This window comes from Duganella sp. sic0402, from assembly GCF_019219065.1.
Taxonomy (GTDB): Bacteria; Pseudomonadota; Gammaproteobacteria; order Burkholderiales; family Burkholderiaceae_D; genus Rugamonas.
In genome coordinates this window covers 694,353-718,111 of sequence record NZ_JAHUWK010000001.1, presented here as the reverse complement: position 1 = coordinate 718,111, position 23,759 = coordinate 694,353, and the positions used below count along the sequence as shown (strand labels likewise).

The following is a 23,759-nucleotide window of genomic DNA, read 5'->3' as shown; positions in this document are numbered from 1 at the left end:
GCATATGGCCGCAGATTGGCGAAGGCGAGTGAGCTGTTTGCACCTGTTAGCGTGCAAGTGTTGGATATCTGCCAATGTGGTTATTTGTCACACCCAGGTCATAAAGCAGGGCTAAGCTGCGCGCGCACCCATCACGTCCTAGCCATCCCTATGCTGCAATTACACCGCTTCACGCTGATCGTTTCCGGCCTTGCCCTGGTGGCTTGCGTCTTCCTGTACTCAACGCTGGGGGTCGCCAAGCCTTTCCATCTGTGGAAGTGGACCGACATCGTCAGCGAAGGCGGCACCGCCGTCATGGCCGGAAGCTGGGTGCTGTTCACGCTGAGCAGCCGCCCCGGCGGCCTGGTGACCAGACTGCTGGCGGGCGGCCTGGCCATGATCATGATCGGCTCCTTTGCCGACTGCATGGACGAGTTCTACGCGATCAGTAAAACGGCACGCTGGGATCACTGGCTGGAGGCGCTGGTGCCGCTGGGCATGCTGTTCGTCACCTGCGGCATGTACTACTGGCGCCACGAACAATTCCGTCTCAACGAACACTTGCAGAAGCGCGAGCGCCTGTTCCGCGACCACCGTGCCTTCGACCGCATTACCCAGCTTGCCAACGCCGACTACCTGCGCCGCCAGATCAAGCACGAGCAGGCGCACCGGCCGGGGCAGCAATGCGCGCTGGTGCTGCTGGACATCGACGGCTTCCACCGGATTAACCGAGAATTCGGCCAGCGCGAAGGCGATCGCGTCTTGCAGGCGGTCGGCCACATGCTGCTGCTGAATTTGCGTAATGATGACCTGCTGTGCCGCTACGCCGGTGACCGCTTCGCGCTGCTGATGCCCGACACCAGCGTGACCGAAGCTGAAGCGCTGGCCCGCCATTTGTCGGCGATGGTCGGCCAGATGCGCCACCACGCCAAGGACGGACGCGTCCACATCAGCGTCCGCCATGCCACCGCCGCCGCAAGCACCGCACCGGACGAGTTGCTGGCGCAGCTGAGCCGCGACCTGGCGCTGCAAGCCGAGCAGCGCGCAGCCGGAGCGGTTGCGTGATCGCTTACCGGCAAAGCGCTGAGCGCTTCATCCCGGCGCGCCACCATGCGGCGCTGGTGCTGGATTACGCTTGCAGCCAGGACTTGCATCACAGCGGCGACCAGCTGCTGCGCGGCACCGGCCTGTCTCACTGGGACATGCCGGCCGCCGATTGCCTGCTGACGCCGCAGGAATACCTGCAACTACTCGCCAACATCATGCGCGCGCTGGCCAGCCCGGACAGCAGCTTCATGCTTGGCCAGCAAATGCTGCCCGGCCATGACGGCGCGCTGAGCCACGCGCTGCTGCAAGCGCAGAATCTGCGGCAGGCGCTGGACATCCTGTGCGCCGGCCACGCACGGCTTTGCCCGCTGCTGACGCCGCGGTTTCGCGAAGAAGGCGGCCTGGCCGTGCTGTACTGGACCGACAGCTTTAGCGCCCCAAGCCAATTGCCAGCGCTGGTGGAAATGCATATGACCGCCGTGACCGCCATGTGCCGCTGGCTCAGCGGCGAGCGTCTGCCCTGGCGATACTGCATCAACCGCAGCGCACCGGCGCATGTGGAGCAGCACCAGATGCATCTGGGCAGCGACCTGCGTTTCAATTGCCACCTGGACGCGATGCTGATCGATCCCGCCTGGCTGGACCGGCCTTGGCCACGCGGCAATGCGATGGCGGCCTCAGTCGCATTGCAAAGCATGGCAAGCGACGCGCCGGCGCTGACGCCCAGCCTGCTGACGGCGCTGTATGACTATCTGCTGGAAAATATCCGCATGGGCCCGACGCTGGAAGGCAGCGCGGCCGCTTTCGGCACCAGTCCGGCGACGCTGAAACGCCACCTGGCGCGGCACGGTAGCCACTTTCAGGCGGAACTGGACCGGGTGAGGGCGCACGTCGCCATGCAGCTGTTCCAGATGCGCGGCTATGACAACGAAGCGGTGGCGCAGTACCTCGGCTTCCACGACGCCACCAATTTCCGCCGCTCCTTCAAGCGCTGGACCGGGCTGGCGCCAAGCTTGTTGCGTGACGCGCTACTGCAATTCTAAATTAATGTAACGCGTTACGATTTAAGAAGTTTCTTTAACACGGCCAGCTCACGCAGCAGCAGATCATTATCGTGACGCAGCTGTTCGATCGTTTTATGCGCTTTGTCCAGCTCGGCGATCAGGCGGCGAGGGGAGCCATCGTCCGGTGGCATTTCTTGTGACGCGTTACGAGAAATAATAATCGCGGCTTTTTCTTCGCGCCTGCGATCACGATAAGCCTTCTGGCGCTCGGCGCTGCTTACGGCCTTGCCGGTGATGGGCCGTCCGCGCCCACGTTTGGCGACAGGCATATCCGGTTCCAGTGGCTTGTTATCTGCCGCTTGCTTCATGGTTTCCTTTTAAGGTAACGCGTCACGATAATTGTATCTGATCGTCAGCAAACCACCAATATTTCGCGTGAAGCCCGCAGCGATGATTGCGCGCTCATGCCTAAAATGGCCTTAATGCCGCGCCAGCCGCATTGGCGTGTATCGTTACGGAATTCATTAAAGGAGATCGCCATGGGCATTTCAAAAGCCTACGCCATGTTCACGCAAGAAGCCCCAGCGCAAGCACAGGCGTGGATGCAGACGGTAAAAGAGTTGGACAAAGCCAGTGCGCTGGATAAGAAAACCGAAGAACTGGCGTACATCGCGGTGCTTGCCGCACTGGGGAATACCTCAGGCATCCCGTTTCATGTGCTTTCGGCCAAATCACTGGGCGCATCGCGGCAGGAGGTGATCAGCGCGGTGCTGCTCGGATTGCCGGCTGCTGGCGCGGTAGTCATTAGTGCGTTGCCAGCAGCCGTGGAAGCCTACGATCAGTAAAGCCAAGATGCCAACACCAGGTCCAGTGAGGACAACTACCACCCGGTCAGGTCCCCCTGGCGAAATTCCACCATCGTTGTTTCCGCCGCCGCGTAGCCGCAGCCGCAGATGGCGATGACAGCATGCTTCAGCGGGTCCAGCCCAAGGGCTTGTTCGACCTTGATTTCGTTGATCGCGGCGGTAATAAAAGCGGACACGCCAGCCTCCGTAGCAAGCAGGTAGAAGGTCTGCGACAAGTGCCCGGCGTCAAGCGTCAGCGCGCGGTAGGATTTGGCGTGCTTGCGGTATTTCCAGAAATTGCGCTCCACGCGCGCGGCCATCACCACCAGCATCGGCGCGTTGGCAAACCAGTGCTGGTTGGCGACGGCATCGAACGCCAGTTTGTAGGCCTGCTCGGCGTCCAGCGTACGCAGAGGTTGCAGCACATGACGCACCGGGTGATAGTGATATAGCCCAGGGCTCACGCCATCAACCCGTTGCACAAGTATATAGGCTTCCATAGGATGCAAGCTGCCGCCGGACGGGCTGGTTTTCTTCAATGCCAGCGCTCCCGGCGCGGTCGCCGTGGGTGACATCAGACGTTGTTCCTGGGCGCCGAAGGTGCGCTGCAGCAGCCGCGCCGCCAACGCAAGCGGCAAACTGGCGTCCGGGTCAAAATTGCGGCACGTATATCGGTTCAATAACACCTTGTCGAGTGTTCCATCAGCCGGTGCCGGCAGCACGACATCGTGGTCCTCCGTTCCGAACTCCAGCGTGGTCGGCGGGGGCGGGCCGTATTCGGCCTGCAATAGATCGAAGCTCGGGAATCTGGTGCCAGTTTCCGCGCAAACATCTTCCCAGCGCGTAAATGTGTGTGTCAGGGCTGCCAGCGAATGCCAGTGCTGCGCGCGTAATGCTGTGTCGCGGTCGCGAGCAGAGGCTAGCTGTGCCGGTTCGTCGGGTTCGCCGCCATGCGCTATCAGTAATCCCAACTCAAGCAGCCGGGCGACAACTTCCTCGCTGTGGCGCTGTTCGCAGTCTGCGCGTTCCACCCACAATGCCGCGCCAATCCTACCCAATGCCATCATCTCGGCGGCGTTGATATTGAGCTCGCGGCCGATGTGTGGCGCCAGCGCCACCCATTGAACCGATGAATCCAGCGCACTGGTTCCTGCGAACAGGGCCTTGAGGTCGAGGTGGAGGTCCTCGCGGGGTTCCATATATAAAATCGCGCAGCGTCTGAGTAGCATGGAGTCGGTCCTTGATAATGCTTTGATTTAAAATATGTTGCAGCTAATACCATTGTAACGTAGGATAATTTCTGCCTTACAAATCATAACCATTAACTATCGAAAGGTTGCTTTACATGACTCAGCCATCGCACTCCCAAGACGCTGTTAATACGCTTCTGAACAAGCTTGCCAATGACGATGATTTTCGTGCCCAATTGCTGGAACAGCCAACCGCAGCGTTGACAAGTATTGGCATTACTGCTGGTGCCGGCGACATTCCGGACGTACGTACCTTGCCTTCCAAGGACGTGATACAAGCCAACCGCGAAGCACTGCAGGAGAAGCTGGGCAGCCCGGTTGCCATGGCGCTGTTCATCCTGGCAGGCACCGTCTGACGCACGCCTCACCGTCAACGCAACGGCGGCCATCGCCGTTGCGGATGTTCTCTGAATCGGTCCTCTGAAAACTTCCCCTCCGTACTGGCTGCACGTCTGCAAAATGGTCATTCGCTACACCCATCCCATCATCCCGGTGCTCGCATGAGCCTGCGCACCGCTCACTGGCTGCTCACGCTGACGATGGCATGGATCGTGTCAGGGATAGCCCCAGCCAGTGCGCAGCAAGTCGCCGAAGACCGCTGGGATAAGCTTTCCACAGCACATTTCGAACACCTGGGCGTTGACCAAGGTCTGCCCGATCCCATTGTCATGTCCATGACGCAGGATGGCGACGGCTTTATCTGGCTAGGTACGCAGGGTGGGCTGGCACGATGGGACGGCTACCGCATGCGTGTGTTCAAGCACGATGCCACGAATCCCAGTTCACTGCCCGGCGACTTCGTGCAAACCACCCACCGCGATCCGCTGGGCCGGCTTTGGGTGGGCACTGCCTTCGCAGGGCTTGCACTATACGACCAGAAGGAGGAGCGCTTCGTCCGCTACGGATCTGGCGCCCAAGGTTTGAGCCACGACTCCGTGACGGCGATCGCCGGCGACAAACGAGGCGGGGTTTGGGTCGGTACGGCCGGTGGCCTCGATTATCTTGATCCTGCCAGCGGCGCCATCACGCACTACCGCGCAGCCGCCAAGTCTCAGGACGGCCTGCGTGACAACCAGATTCGGGCACTGCGTATCGACAGCCACGGTAATCTTTGGATCGGCTCAGCCACTGGGCTGTCGCGGCTGAACGCCGCCACCGGCAAGCTTTCAGCAGTACCCGTCAAAGGGCCCGACGGCGGCGCCTGGGTGGATAGCATACTGGCGCTGAGCGAGGATAGCCGCGGCCGCGTGATATTTGGCACGCTCAGGAGCGGCATTGGTGTCGTCGAAGCTGCGGCGGTGACAGGCAATGTGCTGCATATTCCGGCTGCCCCGGAATTGCGCGATAACATGGTGCTGTCGATCGAGGAACTGCGTCCCGGCATATGGTGGATCGGCAGCTACGGCGGCGGCGTCACCGAATACGCCCCGGACACCGGTGCGGTACGCCACATTCGTCACCAGGCGCAAGTCGCGACCAGCCTCGGTCACGACCGAACCGCCGCAGTGCTGCGCGACCGCAGCGGCTTGATGTGGGTCAGCACCGAGCGCAGCCTGGACCGTTACGACCCGCTATCGAGCGCAGTTCACACGGCCTATGGCGGCATCGATCAACCGGACGCCGACGTCACCGCTGTCATGACAGACAGCCAGAATCGCCTATGGCTTGCACTGGCTGATCGCGGCATCGACATCATTGACGCCGACGGCAAGCGCCGTGCCGCCCTGCGTGCCGATCTCAGCAAACCCGATAGCGCGCTGCCGGCTCGCCTTACCTTGTCCATGGCGCAAGGGGCAGGGCCGAAAAGCGAGGTCTGGATCGGCACCCAGCTCGGCCTTTACCGAGCCGATGCAGAAGGCCGCCAGATCAGGCGTGTGGCCTTGCCCCAGCCGGAAAAGTATCCGCGCGTCTCACGCATCGTGGCCGACGGCGATACGCTGTGGCTAGGCACGACCAATGGACTGCTGCGCTATCAACCGCTCACCGGCGCCTTGAAAAGCTATACGCAGGGCGCCACCAAGGACGTTGGCCTGACCGACAACCGCATCGAGTCACTGCTGTTGGCGCCGGGCGGCAAACTTTGGATCGGTACCCGCAATGGCTTGAATCAGCTGGACACCGTCAGCGGCGCCATCGAACGGATTCCTTTCGAGACCGGCCAGCCCGCAGCGTTGTCGGCCGGCTTTGTCTCCGGGCTGGCGCTGGACCTTCAGGGACGGCTATGGGTGGCACTCCGCAGCGGCGGTGGCGTCAACGTGCTGACCGGGCGTGACGCGGCCGGCAAGCCGCAGTGGCGCCGCATCGGCATTGCCGACGGTCTGAGCAATATGAATGCCTGCGGCCTGCTGATGGACGCGCGGGGCAACATCTGGATCAGCACCGTTGACGGCATCGCCATGGCCGACGTCAACAGCCTGCGTGTTCGCACCCTGAATCGTGCCGATGGCCTGGCCATCCGCGCCTATTACGTCGGCGCCGCCGCGCTGACGGCAGACGGTGATGTTGTGTTCGGCGGCGCCGGCGGCTTGAGCGCCATCCACCCTGACCGGATCGCCACCTGGAACTGGCGCCCGCCGGTGGCCGTGAGCGCGATTCACCTGGGAGCGTTGTCGGTCCCGCCAGGGCGTTTGCACGCTGCAGGAGCGCCGTTGGTGGTGCCGCCGGAGGTGCAGGGTTTCGAAGTCGAATTTGCCGCATTGGATTTTTCCGCGCCGGCACAGAACCGCTACCGTTATCGGCTGGAGGGTTATGATCGCGACTGGGTTGAGATGGACGCCACGCGTCGCGTTGCCGCCTACACCAGCCTGCCGCCTGGCGAATACCGGTTGCAGGTGCGTGGCTCGAACCGCATCGGCCAGTGGAGCGATCAAGAACTGACGCTGCCCGTGCGGGTGCTGCCGGCCTGGTACCAGACCTGGTGGGCGACGCTGGGCTACGCACTGGCGGCCGGCTTGCTGGCCTGGAGCTTGTACTCATGGCGAGTACGCAAGCTGAAACATGCCACGCAAGTGCTGGAAGAGCGTGTCATGTCGCGTACGCAGCACCTGGAAAAACTCAACGCGATCGTCCGGTCGGTCAACGAACAGGTCGACTTTGACCAACTGCTTGAAGCCATGTTGCGGGAAGGGACCATCATCGAGGGTGTCGAAACGGCTTTCGCGCTGGTGCGCGACAAGGAAAGCGGCGACTTTACCGTCCACGCAGCGTGGAGCCGCGACGGTGTCGCCGTAGATGTCCCGGCGTTGGACGCTGAGCAGGCGGCGCTATGCTACGCGCCGGCCAGCGGTGCGATTGCCGAGGATATCTTCCTGAGCTACGGCGAGGGCGCGGAGAAGGGCGCGCAACTGGCGATGCGGATTTTGGTCGATCAGCGCGTCGAAGGCTACCTGGTGTTCGGCAACCGCCACGACAGCATGGCTTTCGACGAAAGCGACCAGGAATTGCTGACCGGCTTGAAGGAGCATTTTGTATCCGCCTTCCAGAAGGCGCGCGCGCTGGACCTCATCGAGCGCGCACGCGCCGAAGCGGTTTCCGCGTCGCTGGCCAAAAGCGAGTTCTTGGCCAATATGAGCCACGAAATCCGCACCCCCATGAATGCCTTGATCGGCTTATCCCGGCTGACGCTGCGCACTGAGCTCGACAACAAGCAGCGCGGCTACCTGGGCAAAATCCTGTGGTCGGCTGAAAACCTGCTGGGCATCGTCAATGATATCCTGGATTTTTCCAAGATAGAGGCGCGCAAGCTGGACTTGGAAAACGTGCCGTTCCAGCTTGACGAAATCTTCGGTAATCTTGCCGGTCTGATCGCCCATAAGACCGAAGAAAAAGGTGTCGAAGTCATTTTCAGCATCGCTGCGGATGTGCCGCGCCAGCTGCTGGGCGATCCCTTGCGACTGGGACAGGTGCTACTCAACTTGACCGGTAACGCCGCTAAATTCACCGAACGCGGCGAGATCGTGGTCAGCGTCGAACTGGTCGAACAGCGCAAGGCCGGCGCGACATTGCGCTTTGCCGTGAGCGATACTGGTATTGGCATGACCGAGCTGCAACTGGCCGGCCTGTTCCAGTCATTCTCGCAGGTCGATAGCTCAATTACCCGGAAATATGGCGGCACCGGTTTAGGATTGGCGATTTCACGCCAGCTCGTGGAGTTGATGGGGGGAGAGATCGCCGTCGAGAGCAAGGCTGGCGTCGGCAGCCGCTTTAGCTTCACGGTGGACCTCGGCATTGCGCCAGCATTGGCGCAGGGTGGGCAAGCGTCATTCGGCCATCACCGTGTTTTGGTGGTCGACGACAGCGCCGCCTCCCGCGAAGTGCTATGCAGCATACTCAAATCCTTCGGCATAGAAGCTGTCGGCAGCGCCGAGTCCGGCCCGATCGCCATGGAGTTATTGCTTGAAGCAAGCGCGGCTGGCACGCCCTTCGACGTGGTGCTGATGGATTGGCGTATGCCGATCTGGGATGGCATTGAAACCGCACGCCGGATCCGTAGCGACGATCGCATCACGGCCACGCCGGCGATTCTGATGGTCAGCGCTTATGCCCGCGAAGATGTGCTGCACGAAGTCGATGACGCCGGTTTGGACGGCTTCTTGATCAAGCCGGTGATCCCATCGCTGCTCTATGATAGCCTGATCGATATTTTGAGATCGCCCGAAAGCGGTGAGCGCGTGGCCCGCGTACGGCCAGCCGAGGGGCGCGACCTCTCCAGCCTGGCCGGCGCACGGGTGCTGCTGGTCGAGGACAACGCCATTAACTGCGATGTGGCGCTGGACTTCCTGGCCGACGCGCCGATCACCGTCGACGTTGCACTGGACGGTATGCAAGCGGTACAAATGGTGCAGACGATGCACTACGATCTGGTGCTCATGGACATACAGATGCCGGTCATGGATGGCCTGACAGCGACACGCACCATCCGCGCGATGTCCAACTACGACAGCCTGCCGATCATCGCCATGACGGCGCACGCCATGAGCGGCGATCATGCCGCCAGCATGGCAGCTGGCATGAACGACCATTTAACCAAGCCTATCGACCCAGTGTTGTTGATGAATACGCTGCTGCGCTGGATCACGCCACGTACGCAGGTAGTGGCTGGCGATCATGCTGCCATTGCTGCCGAAGTCCCTATCAATGCTCAAAGCAATGCACTGGCAAGCAGTCTGCCATCCATCGCCGGCGTCGATTGGCAACGCGCCTTGAGCCGTGTCGGACATAACCCGGCATTACTCAACAAGGTGTTGGAGCGGTTTAAAAACGAATACGGCGCTGCCGCACAGACGATGCTCGCCAACGAAGACGCGCTGGCCGACGGCGCCTTACTCCGCTTTGTGCATACGCTCAAATCATCGGCCGAATACATCGGCGCAATGCCGCTGGCCGTTGCCTGCGACATGCTGGAAAAGGCACTGCGCGAGGGCCGCGATGACGAGGCACGTCAACTGCGCGGGCCGCTGGCGGAGCTGTTGGCGCCCCTGGTTGGGGCGCTGATGGACATGCCTGCAAGCGCGCTTGTGTCCGCATCAGCAGCGCATCTCGGCAGTGAACGTGAGGTAGCGGAACTGCAGCGCGTGCTGATTGTCGACGACGATGCGATCAACCGCGAAGTGCTGGCCGACTTGTTGCAGTCGCTATGTACCATTACAGTGGCGAAGAACGGCCGCAACGTTGTGGAATGGGCAGCACGCCACCAGCCAGCCCTGATACTGCTTGACGTCATGATGGCAGAGCTGGATGGCCATGAAGTCCTGCGCCGCCTGAAGGCCGAGGCGCGCACCGCGCATATCCCGGTGGTCTTCATTACCGGTCTTGATAGCACCAGCGACGAGGCGCTGGGGCTGAGCATAGGTGCGTCCGACTACATCACCAAGCCATTCAGTCCGGCCGTGGTGAAGGCCCGCGTAGCGATCCACCTCCAATTAGCGCGGCAACGCAACCTTCTGGAAGTACAGGCACATATCGACGGCCTTACTGAACTGCCAAACCGCCGCCGCTTCGATGAATACTACGCTGCCGAATGGGACCGAGCGCAGCGCAACGGCGCAACACTGTCGCTGATGCTACTCGACGTCGACTGCTTCAAGCAATATAACGACCACTACGGCCACGCGATGGGAGACCAGGTGCTGCGTGAAGTGAGCCGGGTCTTGAGCGCCAACTTGCGCCGGCCTGCCGATCTGGGGGCGCGTTACGGCGGGGAAGAGTTTGTGCTGGTGCTACCCGATACGCCTCGACCGGCAGCGATGCGGATCGGCGAGCGCATTCGCGAGGGAATTGAGGCACTGGCGATCCAGCACGACGGGTCGGTGTGTGCGCCGACCATTACCATCAGCGTCGGTGGCGCAACACTTGCACCTGGGCGGAGCGAAACGATGGAAGCGCTGCTGGCGGCGGCGGACCAGCATCTTTACGATGCCAAGGGCGAGGGCCGCAACCGTGTGTTATGGCGCAGGGCTGAAGAATTGGTGCTGAACGCATGATCACGCGCCGCCATCGTCACAGTTCAGGTACGGGAGCCAGCGCATGAATCTCTCCAAGACCATTGACGCTGCAGCTGCAGCAGAGGAGGGCGCTGTCTTGCCGGAACTTCCCGAACTGGCAGGCGTAGACCTTGCCGGTGCTTACCACACCCTGGGCAGCAACCACGCGCTGCTGCTACGCGCGGCGCAGGCCTTCCTGCGCGAATATACAGCAGTGCCGCGAACTATTGCGGTTTGCCATCTGGCCGGTGACTATGCCGAAGTGGGGCGCATTGCGCATACGCTGAAAGGCGCCGCGTCTTACTTGTGCGCTCGCGGCCTGTCCGTCTCTGCAGCCGCGCTTGAGACAGCGGCATACGCCGCCGACGAAAAGGCGGTTTCGGCGCTGATGGCAGCCTTTGTGAACGACATGGTGCAGGTGCTCGACGGGTTGTCGCGTTTTGTCGTTTCGCGATCGGGTGGCTCAGCACACACTGCTGCGTCAAGTGCGCCGCGGCGTGATGCGGCGTTGGCGCTGGCGTTGCGCATTGCACCTTTGCTGGAAAACGGCGATTATGCCGCCATCCCGCTTCTGGAACAGCTAGCCGGTGCGTTGCAGAGCGGACCACTGGCCGCTAGCGCTACAGCCATCATCGACCAGTTTGAGGAACTCGATATTGACGGCGCTGTCAAGCTGCTGAGCAGCTTGACGCAGACACTTCGTGCAACTCAGTTTTAACCTCAAACACTATCACATATCGAGGAACACTTCGACTTCGACCTTGAAGTTGGAGAGGGCCAGATACAGGCCAGAATCAAGCACCCCGATGGCCTCAGCCGTGGTTGGAAATATGACGACACCACGGCGCTCGGATTCGACCATATCGAGTATCCTGACCTCGCCGTTTACAGCACGCGTTCGCATACTCATGTGGTGTCGTTGGGTTTCGATGTGAAATGTGCAGATATTCCCCGCTTTTTTTGCCTTGGGCTCGTCAAGCATCTTATTTAACAGCAGTCGCCCGCCACCGGCAGCCTCGGGTATGCTCAAGGTGAAGCTAGACACTTTGCTCGTGTGCTTAGGGACAACTGCCTCGCCCAACTCGCGCACTTGTTCGGGAGATTCGCCGTATTCTGCTTCTGGCTCAAGCGCATTCATCGTGTCGTAAGCTGTCGTGACTACCGTGACAATTTTCTTTTGATCCTCTTCCGTCAAGGCGTCAACTCCATCACTCTCATTCCAGCCTTCAAGGGTTCTCCATACATCCAACAATAAGTCAGGGGCTGCCCGGTGCAACGCAGCCCATCCACCGCATAAGCCATTGGTGACGACGTTTTTAAACCAGTCTTTCAATTCGTCAGCGTCACCAAGCAGTGCCTTGCAAACTTCAACCATCTTGCGCTGGATATTCCCTTGGTGGCCTTCATGTTCACTTGTGTCGATTGCATCGACGTGTTGTTTGTGTTTTCCCTTTTGTTGTTTGTGTTTTCCCTTTAACTGCAGCGCGGATGGGGGAGCCGAATTCTCCCGCACCTGAACCGGCGCAGATGCCGTAGAGCGGAAGGCACCAGCCATCATTTCCATCTGTTGCCTTAGCTGCGCAGCATGTGGTGAGTTGTTCGCAATGCGCTGATGGCGTTGCAGTGCAGACGACTTGGCGCTCGTGTCCACCGCGATACTGGGCGATTCGCCATGCAATTGCGCAGCATGTTTGGCAACGGTCTGCAGGAAATTCGGATCCGTTGTGGTTTCCCTTTGATCCTTTGCGTACGTTCTCATCGTATTATCTCCAGTTCTCATTTTACATAATATAAATTATGCGAAAATCAGGATTTCGTCATCGCGCCACGTTTCGAAGGCGCTGCACTCAGCCAGGCATAAAAACCGCTACGCGACACCGTCAATGCACGGCACAACTTTTCGGTTGGGAACTCAGCCTGCATCGCCCTCATTTTTGTTCAGAAAGACTGCCTTGGGTCAGTTTATCAAACAGAGGTGTTTGAAACCTTCAGGTTATCTCAGAGACTTGATGTGCCAAGCCCGCTTCTTTGTTCGCGCTGGTTTCTGCCTGAAGTTGCTGCCTGATAGCAAGTACACAAGAACGATAATGCGCCATGGCCTGTGCATACTTACCGTCCCCAATCAATTGAATAGACCCTTGTACCAAGTCGCCATACAAACGATCAAGCAGCATTGCGGCATGCGGATGGCTTTGTATCGCATCTACGATGGCAGGCGCAATACGGTAATATTCCTGAACTAGCGCAGCCCCTCCTGGGAGTGCTTGCATTGGGCCATCGCGAAACGCACGGAGTATTGACAGCTCCTCACAATCATCCGCCAGTCCGCGGGCATCCACACAAGCAGTGGTAAGGAAACACTTCCTCGGACGCGCCGCCGTGGGCGTAGCGTTCCATGACATTTCGGTGGTGGGATCGGTCTGACGGCGGGTAGCCAATGCCACGCCAGCCGTTAATTGATTGGCTATCTGTGTACCAAACCCGGCAACACCCCCTCCCGCGCCGCCGGCCATATGCAAGGCAAAATCCGGCGTGACTTGATCAACCAATTTAATATGATTGCCAGCAGCGTTTCTCCAGTAAATTTTGATGCGCATATATTTAGCCACATGAGTTCCACTGTACATATATGCTGTATGTTTGATGCGGAAGTCATCGAGATTACGACCAGGTAATGCTGCGACCCGATTTACAGCATTTTCCACTTCCGTCTGGTATTGTTCCTGCGCATTTTGATTCGCACCGCCATCATTTGTCGCCGAAGCAGCATTCCACTGCGCGGCGGGGCCGCCCCACTGCATCGCCACCTGGTGCCCCCAAGCTGTGTTACCTGGACTGAGAGCGGCGCCCGGCACAGCGCCCCGCAGGTTTAGCGCCGAATTCACGCCTTTCATAGTGGCTGGCCAATTGCGGCTTCCCGTCCAGGCCATTGGCGCCAAAGGATGGGTCTGATCACCCAGCGTTAGCCCTGGTGTATTTCCGTTAGCCGCGCGGGTTCCCTTGACCTTTTGACGATCAGTGCCGCCCTTATTAAACTGAAACCAGACACCGTAGCCATTGTGCTGCTGCTGGGTTCCAGTAGCCGGATCAATAAATGACCGCCAGCTCTTGGCGCCACCTGCCAGAGCGATGGGGCGGTTCCACCAAACGAATGCGCCGCCGGGGGTCTTTTCATAAAAGCGTCCTTGGGCCACCGCGTTCGATGATTGCGATGATGAAGTTTGGGTATGCTGCTTATGCTGGATTGGCGCTTTTTGCAGTGCCTGCTCGCCCATCACGTCGGCCTCTTTCTCAAGCTGAGCATCATCGTTGATGGCGATGTCTTTGGCTTGGGCGGTTGCCTTGACTCGACCTTGACGTTGCTGCACAACATGCCAGGCTTCGTGCGGTAAATGCTGCTCCTGCCCCGGAGCGAGATGGATCTCACTGCCCTGCGCATAAGCGTGTGCCTGCAACTGCGCCGGCTTCGTTGAATTGTAGTGAACCCTTACATGATCCATGTTCTGGCCTGATAGCGACTCAATGCCTGACTTCAGCTGATCGGGCAAACCAGTATTGTTCGGCTTGGCCGCTAATTGCGCGGTCTCCTCCTCCTGGCTCTGGGCAGAATCAAACTTTCCTTGCATAGCCGCCCTGCCCGCCATCGCTGCATACTGTCTCAGTTGCACAGACTTGGATGAATGGTCTGCCATTCGTTGATAGCTCTGCAGCGTCGCCGCAGTGGCACTGTTTTGTGTCACCGCATTGACGCCGTGTTGCGCTTGCGCGTTTTGAGTAGTGCCGCCAGCCTGGCGTTCGGTCCCTTCCTTCGTGGTATGCATTTTCATGTCAGCTTCCCTGGCTTTTATTTAAAGAAGAAATCCAATCCGAAAACGACCAGCGGCAACACTAGGCGTGGCGCAACGAAGTAGACAGAATGCGGCCAAAGTATTTGCGCGTTAAGTAACAGCGCGTAACACCGCCGCGACTGAGGGGCTAGGGGAAAGCCAAACGGCCAGATATGTTGCAAGTGACAATTGAATAGAATTCGCGCCCTTACGCTGTTTACAATTTTTTGCATGACTGAGGTGACCGCCATGACAGACTTGCAGGAACAAATCTTGATCGGAACATCGCCGGCCTTGCAAACCGCGCTGGCGCATTTACGCACCTTCGCCAAGGTCGACGCCACTGTATTAATCGAAGGCGAGACCGGTACCGGCAAGGAATTGGCGGCACGCACCATTCATGCGCTGAGCGAGCGCAATGCGGCGCCGTTTGTCCTGGTCAATTGCGCAGCGCTTGGCGAAAGCCCGCTGGAGCGCCAGCTGTTCGGCCAGGAGGCGCCGGCGTTCGACGCCGAGCGCAGCGGGCTGGTGGATGCAGCCGAGGGCGGCACGCTGTTTCTTGACGAGGTTGATGCGCTGAACCTGGAAGCGCAAGCCGCCCTGCTCCGTTTTCTTCAGGATCACAGCTACCGCTGCGCTGGCAGCTTGAGCATGCGCCGCGCCAATCTGCGCGTCGTGGCGGCGACCAATGCCAGCCTGCGGCAACTGGCGACCAGCGGAAAGTTCCGCACCGATCTGCTCTATCGCCTGAACGTGCTGGCGCTGCGCATGCCGCCGCTGCGCGAGCGCGCCAGCGACGCCATGCTGCTGGCGCACTGCTTCCTGCAACGTTATAGCGAGCAATATGGTTTGCCTCTCAAGACCATGTCGGCACGCTTCGAAGCCATGCTGATCGCCAGTCCGTGGCCAGGCAATGTGCGCGAACTGGAGAATTTTATCCATCAGGAATTCCTGGTCTGCGAAACCAATGTGCTACGGCTCGACGGCGACAGCAACTTCAGCAGCGCGCCTGAGGCAGGCTTCCACTGGACGCGCCGCGGCGCCGTCGCCACCTCGTTCTGAACTACTGCGCAGCCACGCAAGGCAGCAGGCAGGCGATGCACAGCGTGGCCAGATGCTCCTGGGCGGCAATGGAACCGTCCGAACGGCCGTCGAATTGCTCGTGCCAGATTACCTCACCGCCTGGCGCGCGCCGCAGCCACAGCGAGACGCGCGTCAGCGTGGCGTCCTGGCGCACCGAACCTTCAAGGACTTGCAGGCCTTCGCGGGCCGCGCTATCGGCAGCATCCTGGCTGCTCCAGGCGAGCAGCCGCTCGGCTAGTTGACGGTGCAAACCATATTGCAATTCATCGTTCAGACCGGAGGTGAAGGTGCGCGCCGACAGACTATCGCTCAGGCAGGCCAGCGGCCGCATTGCCAGTTGCGGGCCGCCGGTCGTAACATTGGGCGCGACCGGCTGGCCGCACCAGGCAAGGCGCGGTACATAGCTGCCGGCCGGCAGTTCGATATGCACCCGTTCGGCGCTGCCTTCCTCAGCATAGAATGCGCTCAGTCGCTGGCGCAGACGTCCCACCTGTACCCGCACGATGGGGTCGTCGCAGGTATGATACGAGCTGCGATCACGCCCGAACACCTCGATGCCAATATCGTGTTCAGACAGCGAGTCGACCGTGCCGGTCAGCAGTTTCTGCACCAGGTAATTGAGCAGCGCGGCACAGCGGCGCGCCTTGGCAAACTGACGGCTGGCGATCACCCTGCCCGCCGCAGCCCGAATCTCGTCGGCTAGCAGCGGGGTGTTGGTCGTCGAAAATAGCGCAGTGTTGATGATGGTTCTCCGGTTCGGTAGTGTGCATCGAACATAGCATTGGCGCCGTCCCGGGCCCTTCCGGAAACCTTCCGGACTCTTCCGTTACTCTGCTGTTACGATGCCGTTACTGCGTTGTTACTGGTGGATGACTGCGGCCAACCGTATCTTGGCGGCTGAATCGACCTTTCCCCAACCCCGATCATGTCGAATATCAGGAACGCGCTGGAAGTTATCTGCCAGGCCGCCAACGAATACATGCAGAACCTGAATCATCGCAATGATGAGTGGGTGGTCTTGTCCAGTCTGGTCGATCACGATGGCTCGGTGAACGAGTACATCAAGGACAAGGTCGTCATGACCTTGCACAACATCACCCGCGACAACACCGTCAGTACCTATAGCGCTACGCGCGGCGGCAATGACGGCTATGCGGTGGTCAGCCCGCCGATCTACGTCAACCTGCACCTGATGTTCATGGCCAACTTCTCCGACAAAAACTATTCGGAAGGCCTGCAGGCGATTTCGCTGTTGCTGTCATTCTTCCAGCAACGCCCGTATTTCACTCAAGACAACAGTCCCGACCTGGCGCCGCCGGTCTACAAGCTGGCGATGGAGCTGGAAACGCTGGGGCCTATCGACGTTAGCTACATCATGGGCAACCTCGGCACCAAATATCTGCCGAGCGCCTTTTACAAACTGCGCCAACTGCCGTTCGATGCGGGCGCCATGCAGGCGCTGGCCAAGCCGGCTACCGGCATGGGGACGGCACAAACACCGGCTGCGGGCACGCTGTCATGAGCGCCGCCCCGCGTCCTACGCGTTTGCAGTTCGCCGCACCCGTAGCGAGCGGGCCGGCGCTGCAAAAAATGTTCAGCGTGGCGATTACGCATGACTACTACGCCGCCAGCCAGGACTGCTGCCCGGATTTTGTGGTCGAACCGACGCCGGACAGCCGCCGTCTGATGAGCGAGCTGGGCATGGTTTTCCGTGCCGAGCAGTACGGCTTCAGCATGTATATCCAGAGCGACCGGCTGACGCAGCTCGCCAATTACCTGCTGACCCCGGCCGCCGACGAGGTGGTCAGCACATTCTGGCAAAAGCTCAGTTTTTGCCTGCGGCTCAAGAATTCGGCGTTCATCAATTTCACCCGTCTGCCTATCGGCACCTGCCTGGCTGACCGCAACCTGTATCTGTGCAACCGCGATGCCCATGTCCAGGACGAAGCAGCGTTGTTGTGCCCCGGCGAGTTCGTTACCGGCGCGGCGCTATGCCCGGTGGTCGGACGCGATCTGACGCTGAGCGGACCAGCGGGCGCGCATGTCGAGGTGCGCGACCTGAGCCACGCGGTGGTCTATCCGGTGCAGGACCAGGACCCGGTGATCTTCGATGCAGCCGGCTATGCCTGGTTGAATATGAGCTCGCTGCCGTTCGGCCGCTACACCATCGACACCATCGATGAGGCGGGAGCGGTATTGCAGACGCGCACCGTGTTGTATGTGGCGCAGCACATCGATGCATTGCTGCTGCTGGATATCCTGCTGACCCGGCCGACCGGGCACTCCCCCGGCGTCTACCCGGTACAAACGCCGCTGCCCAAGCAGCCTGCCGTGCTGACGCAGCCGGCATACCGTTTGCCGTTCACTGCGCGCAACACCTACTGGCAGTATTTGGTGGTGTCGCAGGAACCCGGCGGCCAGCTGCAGCGGCTGCGCATTACCGGCGCCGGCACCCATTTCACCGCGTCAGCGGCGCCGGTGATACTGCCCAGCGGCGCCAGCGCAATCGCGCTATGCGCCGACAGCCCGCTGCCGCTGCGGCAGCGCTCGGACTACGCGTTTTCTCTGACCGGACGCCGCCAGGATGGCGCCGGACATGAAAATCCGCTGCGGATCAGCCGCCTGCCGGTAGCGGCCAGCGACCCGGTCTGGGCGATCCCCCAATTCCCCGACCAGGGAATTTCCGAGATTTACATCTATGTTTGAAGCGGCCCCACTGTTGACACTTTAACCCGAAGGAAAACGCCCCATGACCAGCACATCTCTAGCAAAGGACCGTAAAACGCCAGGCGTTTACGTGACTGAATTCCCGTCGTTCCCGGCCTCCATCGTCGGCGTGCCGACGGCCGTGCCGATTTTCATCGGCTATACCGAAACCGCCGCCGACCCGTCCAGCCAGAAGCAGGTGTATGGCCAGGCGATTCCGCTCAGGTCGATGGCTGACTACCAGAATTACTTCGGCGGCGGTTTTGACGCGCGCGGCGTCGTATTGCTCGCCGATAAGGCGTTTGACTTTCAGTCCACAGCGCTGACGGTGAATGCGGACAAAGTCGAGCCGGCGGCCGACAACCGCTTCCTGGTTGCTACCTCCGACGAAGTGGCCTACCGCTTCAATCTCTACACCGCATTACAGCTGTTTTATTCGAACGGCGGGGGCGATTGCTTTGTGGTATCGGTCAACAACTACTGGGGTCAAGCAAGCCTGACCGGGGCGCTTGAAGCGACCGCCGGCCTGGGCGCCACGCCGACCGAGATCAAGCTGGCCGACCTGGAAAAAGGCCTGGAAGTGGCCCGCACCACCAAAGGCCCGACCATCATCGTGATTCCGGACGCCTGCCAATTGCCGAAGGAAAATGGCAAATACTCCCAATACAGCACGCTGGCAACAGCAATGATGCGCCAGGCCAGCTCGCTGCAAGACCGGGTTGCACTGCTCGACCTGCCTGGCGCGCTCGATCCCGAGGCATGGACGGACATGGACGGGCAAGTCAAGGGGTTCTGGGAGGCGATTGCACCGGCCGCCGATTCCTTCAGCTATGGCGTAGCGTATGGACCAACGCTGCAATCGACGCTGCTGAGCATCAGCGATATCGACTTCACCAACCTGAGCGGCACCGAAGAGAGTGCCTTGCTAATGAATAACCTGCTGACCTCGCGTGCCTGGGAACAGTACCAGCCAAGCAATGAGGGCACGGCCACGGTGCTCACGCCGAAATTCAAGGATGTCGCGGCCCGCATCGGCGCCGCCTTCCCGGTCACTGGCACCACCCCGTTCGGCACTTCCACCAGCCTGGCCACCAAAGATGATAACGGCGTAGCGCGCCTGGTGTCGCTGGTCAACGATGGCCTCTACAAGCCATCCATCGCCCCCGCCGACCAGTTGGCGCTAGACCAGTATATATCCAACGCGGTACCGCTGTTGGGCCAGATCGAGCAAATCCTGGCCGACCAGCTCAATATCACACCGCCGAGCGGCGCGATGGCTGGCGTCTGGAGCCGCAACGACGCCACCACCGGCGTCTGGAACGCACCGGCCAACGTCTCGCTCGCACAAATCAGCGCGCCCAAGGTCGACGTCACCGACAAGCAGCAGGGCGAGTACAACGCGCCGCTGAACGGCAACGCGATTGACATCCTGCGCGCCTTCCCGGGCCGCGGCACCGTGGTGTGGGGCGCACGCACGCTCGACGCCAACAGCCTGGACTACCGCTATGTGCAGGTGCGCCGCACCCTGATCTACATCGAGCAATCGATCAAGGCGGCGCTGCAGCAGTATGTGTTCGCGCCGAACAACGGCGGTACCTGGGTCACCGTCACGTCCAGCATCTCCAACTTCCTGACCCAGTTCTGGCAGGCCGGCGGGCTGATGGGCGACAAGGCCAGCGACGCCTTCACCGTGGCCTGTGGCGTGCCGACCACCATGAGCGGGCTCGACGTGCTGAACGGCTACATGATCGTCAACGTCACCGTGCAACTGATCCATCCTGCCGAGTTCATCGAACTGACCTTCCGTCAGACCATGCAAGGCGTGTAAGCAGCGTAAGCAGACCATCTTAATTACAGGAGTCCATCATGGCAGGTGAAGTACAATCCACAAATATCTGGCCGTTGCCCAAGTTCTATTTCTCCGTCAGCGGCTTGCCGGCGGGCGTGGTCAGTTTCCAGGAAGTGACCGGTCTCAGCACCGAGGTCACGCCGATCGAATACCGCCACGGCGACAGCCCCAGCTTTTATCCGATCAAAATGCCGGGCCTGGGCAAGGTCGGCAACGTCACCCTGCGCAAGGGCATTTTCATTAATGACACCGCGCTGTGGGACTGGTTCAACCAGATCAAGATGAACACCATCGCCCGTGTCACCATCGTGGTCAGCCTGCTCGACGAGACGGCAGCGCCGAAAATGGTGTGGACCCTCAACAACGCCTTCCCGATCAAGGTCACCGGCACCGAGCTGAAGTCGGAAGGCAATGAAGTCGCGGTCGAGAGCGTCGAGCTGGCCTTCGAAACCATGGTCATTTCCGCACCGTGATATTCGAGAACGGCTACCGCCCGCCACCGGGCTTCTTCTTTACCGTCATGGTGGCGGGCACCGGCACGGCCCTGCAACTGAGCAGCATAGCCGATGCCAGTTTCCAGGAGGCTTCCGGATTGGAGGCCAAGATCGAACTGGAAGCGGTCAAGGAAGGCGGCGAGAACCGTTTCGTCCACCAGTTGCCGGGGCAAACCACCACCCCCAACCTGGTGCTGCGGCGCGGCTACGTCACGCGCGCCTCCTTTCTGTCCGAATGGGCGGCGCAGACGGTTGGCTCCAACCTTGGTGCGCCTATCCTGACGCAGGCGCTGGTGGTGATGCTGCTCGGTCCCGACCGCCTGCCGCGGGTGGCGTGGAATCTGTACCGCGCGTGGCCGGTGCGCTGGGTCACCGGGCCGTTCGACGCCAATCGCAACGAGGTGCTGACCGAGGTGCTGGAATTTACCTACGCCACCATCACCCGCCTTCCACTGACCGACGCGCTGGCCATGGTGCCACCGGTGAGCGCGTTGATTGAATACGAAAAGCTGATGCAATGAGTCTGAATATCGGTGAAATCGGGGTCAGGGTCGCGGTGCGCGAGCCTGGCGAAACAGCCGCTGCGGCGCGGCCGGCGGACGGCTGCTGCGACGACGCGCCCATCAGTCCGTCCCAGCAGCAGGCCCTGGTCAGCGCCTGTGTGCGCGAAGTGCTGCAGGTACTGCGGCGCAAGGCGGAGCGCTGACATGGCCGGCAGCCTGAAACACATGCGCATCGACGCCTACGACAAGCCCGACTTCAGCAGCGTGGTCGATACGCTGGAGGTGTGGATCAATCCGGCCAGCTATACCCACGACTATGGCATCAAGCACAATAACCGCCAGGCACAGGGCAGCAGCGGTGCGTCGCCGAGCTTCAACCGCGTGTGCCAGGAAACCGTCGCCTTCGACCTGATCGTCGACGCCACCGGCGTCATGCCCACGCCCGATTCCACCGCCAACGGGGTGACGGACGTCATTGATCATTTCAAGCGCATGACGGTCAATGTGCAGGGCGCGATCCACCAGCCGAAATACCTGAAACTGACCTGGGCGCAACTGCAGTTCCAGTGCGTGCTGAGCAAGCTGAACGTCGCCTATACCTTGTTCCGGCCGGACGGTACACCGCTGCGCGCCAAGTTGTCGGTGACCTTTATCTCGTTCGCGACCGAAGTGGTGCTGGCCAAAAAAGCCAATCTGCAGTCGCCCGACATGACCCACCTGGTGACGGTGTTTGCCGGCGACACCCTGCCCGGCCTGTGCTACCGCATTTACGGCGACAGCCAGTACTATCTGAGGGTGGCGCAAAGCAACGGGCTGGCCGACTTCCGCCAGCTGCTGCCGGGCACGCAACTGGCGTTTCCGCCGCTGGCGGGAGGTGCGGCATGAGCGCGCCATCACCGGTACTGACCGGCGGCGAGCTGGTCACCATCAGCATCACCGCCGACGGCAAGGCGCTGGATAGCGCGTATCAGGTGGTGTCGGTCGACATCTGGACTGGCGTCAACAAGCTGCCGCGCGCGCGGCTGGTGATCTCTGACGGCGATCCCCACCTGGCCACCTTCCCGATCAGCGAAACCAAGACCTTGATCCCGGGCAGCCCGCTGAAAATAGCGCTGGGCTATGACGGCAAAAGCAGCGAGGTATTTTCCGGCCTGATCTACCAGCAGGGACTGGAGATCAGCAACGACGGCGCCTCGCGCCTGATCGTCGACGCCACCGACAAGGCGACCGTGATGACGCTGGCGCGCAAGAGCGCCATCTTCGAAAACACCACCGACAGCAAGGTGATCTCCAAGCTGATCGGCGACGCCGGGCTGGAAGCCAAGGTCAGCGCCACCACGCCGCAGCAGCCGTCGGTGGTGCAATACTACTGCAGCGACTGGGACCTGATGCTGACGCGCGCGCAGCTGAATGGCATGCTGGTGATCGCCTCGGCTGGCAAGATCGTGGTGGCGCCGCCCGACACCTCTGCCTCACCAGTGCTGACGCTGGCCTATGGGCTGTCGCTGCTGGAATTCCATGCTGAAATGGACGCCACCACCCAGTACCGGGCCAGCGCCATCCACAGCTACGCCTGGGACCCAGCCACCCAGGCGGTGGCCGGGTCGGCGGCCGGCAGCAGCACCGTCAGCGCGCCAGGCAACCTCAGTTTCGACCAGCTGGCGCAGGTGTTCGGCGTCTCCGACTATGTGCAGCAGACCGGCGCCAGCCTGGCAAAAGCCGACCTCACTGCCTGGACTTCGGCCGAACTGACCAAGTCGCGGCTGGCCAAGATACGCGGCGAAGCGCTATTCCAGGGCAGCGCGCTGGCGGCGCCGGGCGTGATGGTCACGCTGGAGGGCCTCGGCAGCCGCTTCAATGGCGACGCCTATGTGTCGGCCGTGCAGCACAGCGTCAGCGATGGTTTCTGGTCGACCCGCGCCACCATCGGCATGGCGCCGGAATGGTTTACCGAACGCGCGCCGGCGGTGAACGCGCCGCCGGCCTCAGGCCAGTTGGCGGCGATGGCCAATGTACAGACCGGCGTGGTGCTGAAGCTGGATGGCGATCCGGCCGGCGAATTCCGTGTCCAGGTATCGCTGCCATTGCTGCAGGCAGGCAAACTGGGCTTGTGGGCGCGGCTGGCCAGCTTCTACGCTAGCAAGGAATTCGGCGCCATGTTCTATCCCGAGGTCGGTGACGAAGTGCTGCTTGCTTTCATGAACGGCGATCCGCGCTTTCCCGTCATCCTGGGCGCGGTATACAGCAAGAAGCTGCCGCCGCCCGCGCTGCCCAGCGCCGCCAACAACCTCAAGTCCATCGTCACGCGCAGCAAACTGCGCATCGATTTCGACGACAAACAGAACGCCATCAGCATCGAAACGCCGGACCAGCACAGCATCCGGCTGGATGACAAGGCCGACCAGCTGGTCATCAAGGACAAACATGGCAACACCATCACGCTGGCCGGCAATAGCATCGAAATCAAGGGCGCCGGCAGCATCGCCATCAAGGCCCAGCAGGACCTGAGCCTGAGCGCCACCGGCAAGCTGACACTGAAGGGCAGCGGCGGGGTCAGCATCGCCGGCGCCACCATCGACGCCAAGGCCGACGCCAGCTTTGCCGCCCAGGGCGGCGCCAGCGCCAAGCTCAGCTCCAGCGCCATGGTGACGGTGCAAGGTGCGCTGGTCAAAATCAACTAACCGTATCGA

20 protein-coding genes are annotated in these 23,759 nt (G+C 60.9%); 15 read left to right on the top strand and 5 right to left on the bottom strand.

Features of this window, described 5'->3' with window-relative positions; genetic code table 11:
• The first annotated feature begins 150 nt into the window (after nt 1-150).
• Nucleotides 151-1,044, top strand: a complete 894-nt coding sequence (locus tag KW842_RS03035) for a GGDEF domain-containing protein (protein WP_218302595.1) — start codon at nt 151-153, stop codon at nt 1,042-1,044.
• Nucleotides 1,041-2,069 (top strand): AraC family transcriptional regulator, encoded by a 1,029-nt coding sequence (locus tag KW842_RS03030; protein WP_218302594.1) that lies wholly within the window; start codon nt 1,041-1,043, stop codon nt 2,067-2,069. Before KW842_RS03035 ends, KW842_RS03030 begins: the two co-directional genes overlap by 4 nt.
• A gap of 14 nt (nt 2,070-2,083) precedes the next feature.
• On the opposite strand, the gene KW842_RS03025 is transcribed toward KW842_RS03030, so the two are convergent.
• Complete coding sequence (locus tag KW842_RS03025; protein WP_218302593.1) at nt 2,084-2,398, bottom strand: hypothetical protein; 315 nt, start codon at nt 2,396-2,398, stop codon at nt 2,084-2,086.
• Nucleotides 2,399-2,569: 171 nt separating this feature from the next.
• Here KW842_RS03025 and KW842_RS03020 point away from each other — a divergent pair, with 171 nt between their 5' ends.
• Nucleotides 2,570-2,875 carry a carboxymuconolactone decarboxylase family protein gene (locus KW842_RS03020; protein WP_218302592.1) on the top strand — a complete coding sequence of 102 codons (306 nt, stop codon included), beginning with the start codon at nt 2,570-2,572 and terminating at the stop codon, nt 2,873-2,875.
• Between the two features lie 35 nt (nt 2,876-2,910).
• On the opposite strand, the gene KW842_RS03015 is transcribed toward KW842_RS03020, so the two are convergent.
• Nucleotides 2,911-4,104 carry a putative peptide maturation dehydrogenase gene (locus KW842_RS03015; RefSeq protein WP_218302591.1) on the bottom strand — a complete coding sequence of 398 codons (1,194 nt, stop codon included), beginning with the start codon at nt 4,102-4,104 and terminating at the stop codon, nt 2,911-2,913.
• Between the two features lie 116 nt (nt 4,105-4,220).
• Here KW842_RS03015 and KW842_RS03010 point away from each other — a divergent pair, with 116 nt between their 5' ends.
• The 3 genes from KW842_RS03010 (at nt 4,221) to KW842_RS03000 (ending at nt 11,325) form a co-directional block, all read left to right on the top strand.
• The gene (locus KW842_RS03010) at nt 4,221-4,481 is read left to right on the top strand and encodes an NHLP-related RiPP peptide (RefSeq protein WP_218302590.1); all 261 of its coding nucleotides are present in this window, start codon (nt 4,221-4,223) and stop codon (nt 4,479-4,481) included.
• A 144-nt stretch (nt 4,482-4,625) separates the two neighbouring features.
• The gene (locus tag KW842_RS03005; RefSeq protein WP_218302589.1) at nt 4,626-10,607 is read left to right on the top strand and encodes a response regulator; all 5,982 of its coding nucleotides are present in this window, start codon (nt 4,626-4,628) and stop codon (nt 10,605-10,607) included.
• 43 nt (nt 10,608-10,650) lie between these two features.
• Nucleotides 10,651-11,325, top strand: a complete 675-nt coding sequence (locus KW842_RS03000; RefSeq protein WP_218302588.1) for an Hpt domain-containing protein — start codon at nt 10,651-10,653, stop codon at nt 11,323-11,325.
• Nucleotides 11,326-11,337: 12 nt separating this feature from the next.
• On the opposite strand, the gene KW842_RS02995 is transcribed toward KW842_RS03000, so the two are convergent.
• Both KW842_RS02995 and KW842_RS02990 read right to left on the bottom strand, forming a co-directional pair.
• The gene (locus KW842_RS02995; protein ID WP_218302587.1) at nt 11,338-12,366 is read right to left on the bottom strand and encodes a hypothetical protein; all 1,029 of its coding nucleotides are present in this window, start codon (nt 12,364-12,366) and stop codon (nt 11,338-11,340) included.
• A gap of 229 nt (nt 12,367-12,595) precedes the next feature.
• Nucleotides 12,596-14,434 (bottom strand): DUF4157 domain-containing protein, encoded by a 1,839-nt coding sequence (locus KW842_RS02990; protein WP_229223451.1) that lies wholly within the window; start codon nt 14,432-14,434, stop codon nt 12,596-12,598.
• A gap of 273 nt (nt 14,435-14,707) precedes the next feature.
• Here KW842_RS02990 and KW842_RS02985 point away from each other — a divergent pair, with 273 nt between their 5' ends.
• Complete coding sequence (locus KW842_RS02985; RefSeq protein ID WP_218302586.1) at nt 14,708-15,496, top strand: sigma 54-interacting transcriptional regulator; 789 nt, start codon at nt 14,708-14,710, stop codon at nt 15,494-15,496.
• Nucleotide 15,497: 1 nt separating this feature from the next.
• Here the strand turns inward: KW842_RS02985 and KW842_RS02980 are convergent, their stop codons facing one another.
• Nucleotides 15,498-16,187: a hypothetical protein gene (locus KW842_RS02980; protein ID WP_218302585.1), complete on the bottom strand. Its 690-nt coding sequence runs from the start codon at nt 16,185-16,187 to the stop codon at nt 15,498-15,500.
• A gap of 255 nt (nt 16,188-16,442) precedes the next feature.
• Between KW842_RS02980 and KW842_RS02975 the strand changes: the two genes are divergently transcribed.
• The 8 genes from KW842_RS02975 to vgrG are packed head-to-tail and all read left to right on the top strand — an operon-like array spanning nt 16,443 to nt 23,750.
• A complete protein-coding gene (locus KW842_RS02975; RefSeq protein ID WP_218302584.1) occupies nt 16,443-17,039 on the top strand; it encodes a DUF4255 domain-containing protein in 597 nt (198 codons plus the stop codon).
• Entirely contained in the window at nt 17,036-18,223 is a 1,188-nt protein-coding gene (locus KW842_RS02970; RefSeq protein WP_218302583.1) for a hypothetical protein, read from the top strand. Before KW842_RS02975 ends, KW842_RS02970 begins: the two co-directional genes overlap by 4 nt.
• A 43-nt stretch (nt 18,224-18,266) precedes the next feature.
• A complete protein-coding gene (locus KW842_RS02965; RefSeq protein WP_218302582.1) occupies nt 18,267-20,051 on the top strand; it encodes a phage tail sheath C-terminal domain-containing protein in 1,785 nt (594 codons plus the stop codon).
• Nucleotides 20,052-20,089: 38 nt separating this feature from the next.
• Nucleotides 20,090-20,545, top strand: a complete 456-nt coding sequence (locus KW842_RS02960) for a phage tail protein (RefSeq protein ID WP_218302581.1) — start codon at nt 20,090-20,092, stop codon at nt 20,543-20,545.
• On the top strand, nt 20,542-21,087 hold the full coding sequence (locus KW842_RS02955; RefSeq protein ID WP_218302580.1) for a phage tail protein: 546 nt from the start codon (nt 20,542-20,544) through the stop codon (nt 21,085-21,087). The genes KW842_RS02960 and KW842_RS02955 overlap by 4 nt, the downstream gene beginning before the upstream one ends.
• Nucleotides 21,084-21,272 (top strand): DUF5908 family protein, encoded by a 189-nt coding sequence (locus tag KW842_RS02950; protein WP_218302579.1) that lies wholly within the window; start codon nt 21,084-21,086, stop codon nt 21,270-21,272. The genes KW842_RS02955 and KW842_RS02950 overlap by 4 nt, the downstream gene beginning before the upstream one ends.
• 1 nt (nt 21,273) lies before the next feature.
• Nucleotides 21,274-21,954 carry a tail protein X gene (locus KW842_RS02945; RefSeq protein WP_218302578.1) on the top strand — a complete coding sequence of 227 codons (681 nt, stop codon included), beginning with the start codon at nt 21,274-21,276 and terminating at the stop codon, nt 21,952-21,954.
• A complete protein-coding gene (gene vgrG / locus KW842_RS02940; protein ID WP_218302577.1) occupies nt 21,951-23,750 on the top strand; it encodes a type VI secretion system tip protein VgrG in 1,800 nt (599 codons plus the stop codon). The genes KW842_RS02945 and vgrG overlap by 4 nt, the downstream gene beginning before the upstream one ends.
• Nucleotides 23,751-23,759: the final 9 nt, after the last annotated feature.

What these genes read in the sequence shown, in the direction of transcription:
- KW842_RS03035 (WP_218302595.1), top strand. Translation starts at nt 151, where the DNA reads ATGCTGCAATTACACCGCTTCACGCTGATCGTTTCCGGCCTTGCCCTG.
- KW842_RS03025 (WP_218302593.1), bottom strand. Translation starts at nt 2,398, where the DNA reads ATGAAGCAAGCGGCAGATAACAAGCCACTGGAACCGGATATGCCTGTC.
- KW842_RS03020 (WP_218302592.1), top strand. Translation starts at nt 2,570, where the DNA reads ATGGGCATTTCAAAAGCCTACGCCATGTTCACGCAAGAAGCCCCAGCG.
- KW842_RS03015 (WP_218302591.1), bottom strand. Translation starts at nt 4,104, where the DNA reads ATGCTACTCAGACGCTGCGCGATTTTATATATGGAACCCCGCGAGGAC.
- KW842_RS03010 (WP_218302590.1), top strand. Translation starts at nt 4,221, where the DNA reads ATGACTCAGCCATCGCACTCCCAAGACGCTGTTAATACGCTTCTGAAC.
- KW842_RS03005 (WP_218302589.1), top strand. Translation starts at nt 4,626, where the DNA reads ATGAGCCTGCGCACCGCTCACTGGCTGCTCACGCTGACGATGGCATGG.
- KW842_RS03000 (WP_218302588.1), top strand. Translation starts at nt 10,651, where the DNA reads ATGAATCTCTCCAAGACCATTGACGCTGCAGCTGCAGCAGAGGAGGGC.
- KW842_RS02995 (WP_218302587.1), bottom strand. Translation starts at nt 12,366, where the DNA reads ATGAGAACGTACGCAAAGGATCAAAGGGAAACCACAACGGATCCGAAT.
- KW842_RS02990 (WP_229223451.1), bottom strand. Translation starts at nt 14,434, where the DNA reads ATGAAAATGCATACCACGAAGGAAGGGACCGAACGCCAGGCTGGCGGC.
- KW842_RS02975 (WP_218302584.1), top strand. Translation starts at nt 16,443, where the DNA reads ATGTCGAATATCAGGAACGCGCTGGAAGTTATCTGCCAGGCCGCCAAC.
- KW842_RS02970 (WP_218302583.1), top strand. Translation starts at nt 17,036, where the DNA reads ATGAGCGCCGCCCCGCGTCCTACGCGTTTGCAGTTCGCCGCACCCGTA.
- KW842_RS02965 (WP_218302582.1), top strand. Translation starts at nt 18,267, where the DNA reads ATGACCAGCACATCTCTAGCAAAGGACCGTAAAACGCCAGGCGTTTAC.
- KW842_RS02960 (WP_218302581.1), top strand. Translation starts at nt 20,090, where the DNA reads ATGGCAGGTGAAGTACAATCCACAAATATCTGGCCGTTGCCCAAGTTC.
- KW842_RS02950 (WP_218302579.1), top strand. Translation starts at nt 21,084, where the DNA reads ATGAGTCTGAATATCGGTGAAATCGGGGTCAGGGTCGCGGTGCGCGAG.
- KW842_RS02945 (WP_218302578.1), top strand. Translation starts at nt 21,274, where the DNA reads ATGGCCGGCAGCCTGAAACACATGCGCATCGACGCCTACGACAAGCCC.
- vgrG (WP_218302577.1), top strand. Translation starts at nt 21,951, where the DNA reads ATGAGCGCGCCATCACCGGTACTGACCGGCGGCGAGCTGGTCACCATC.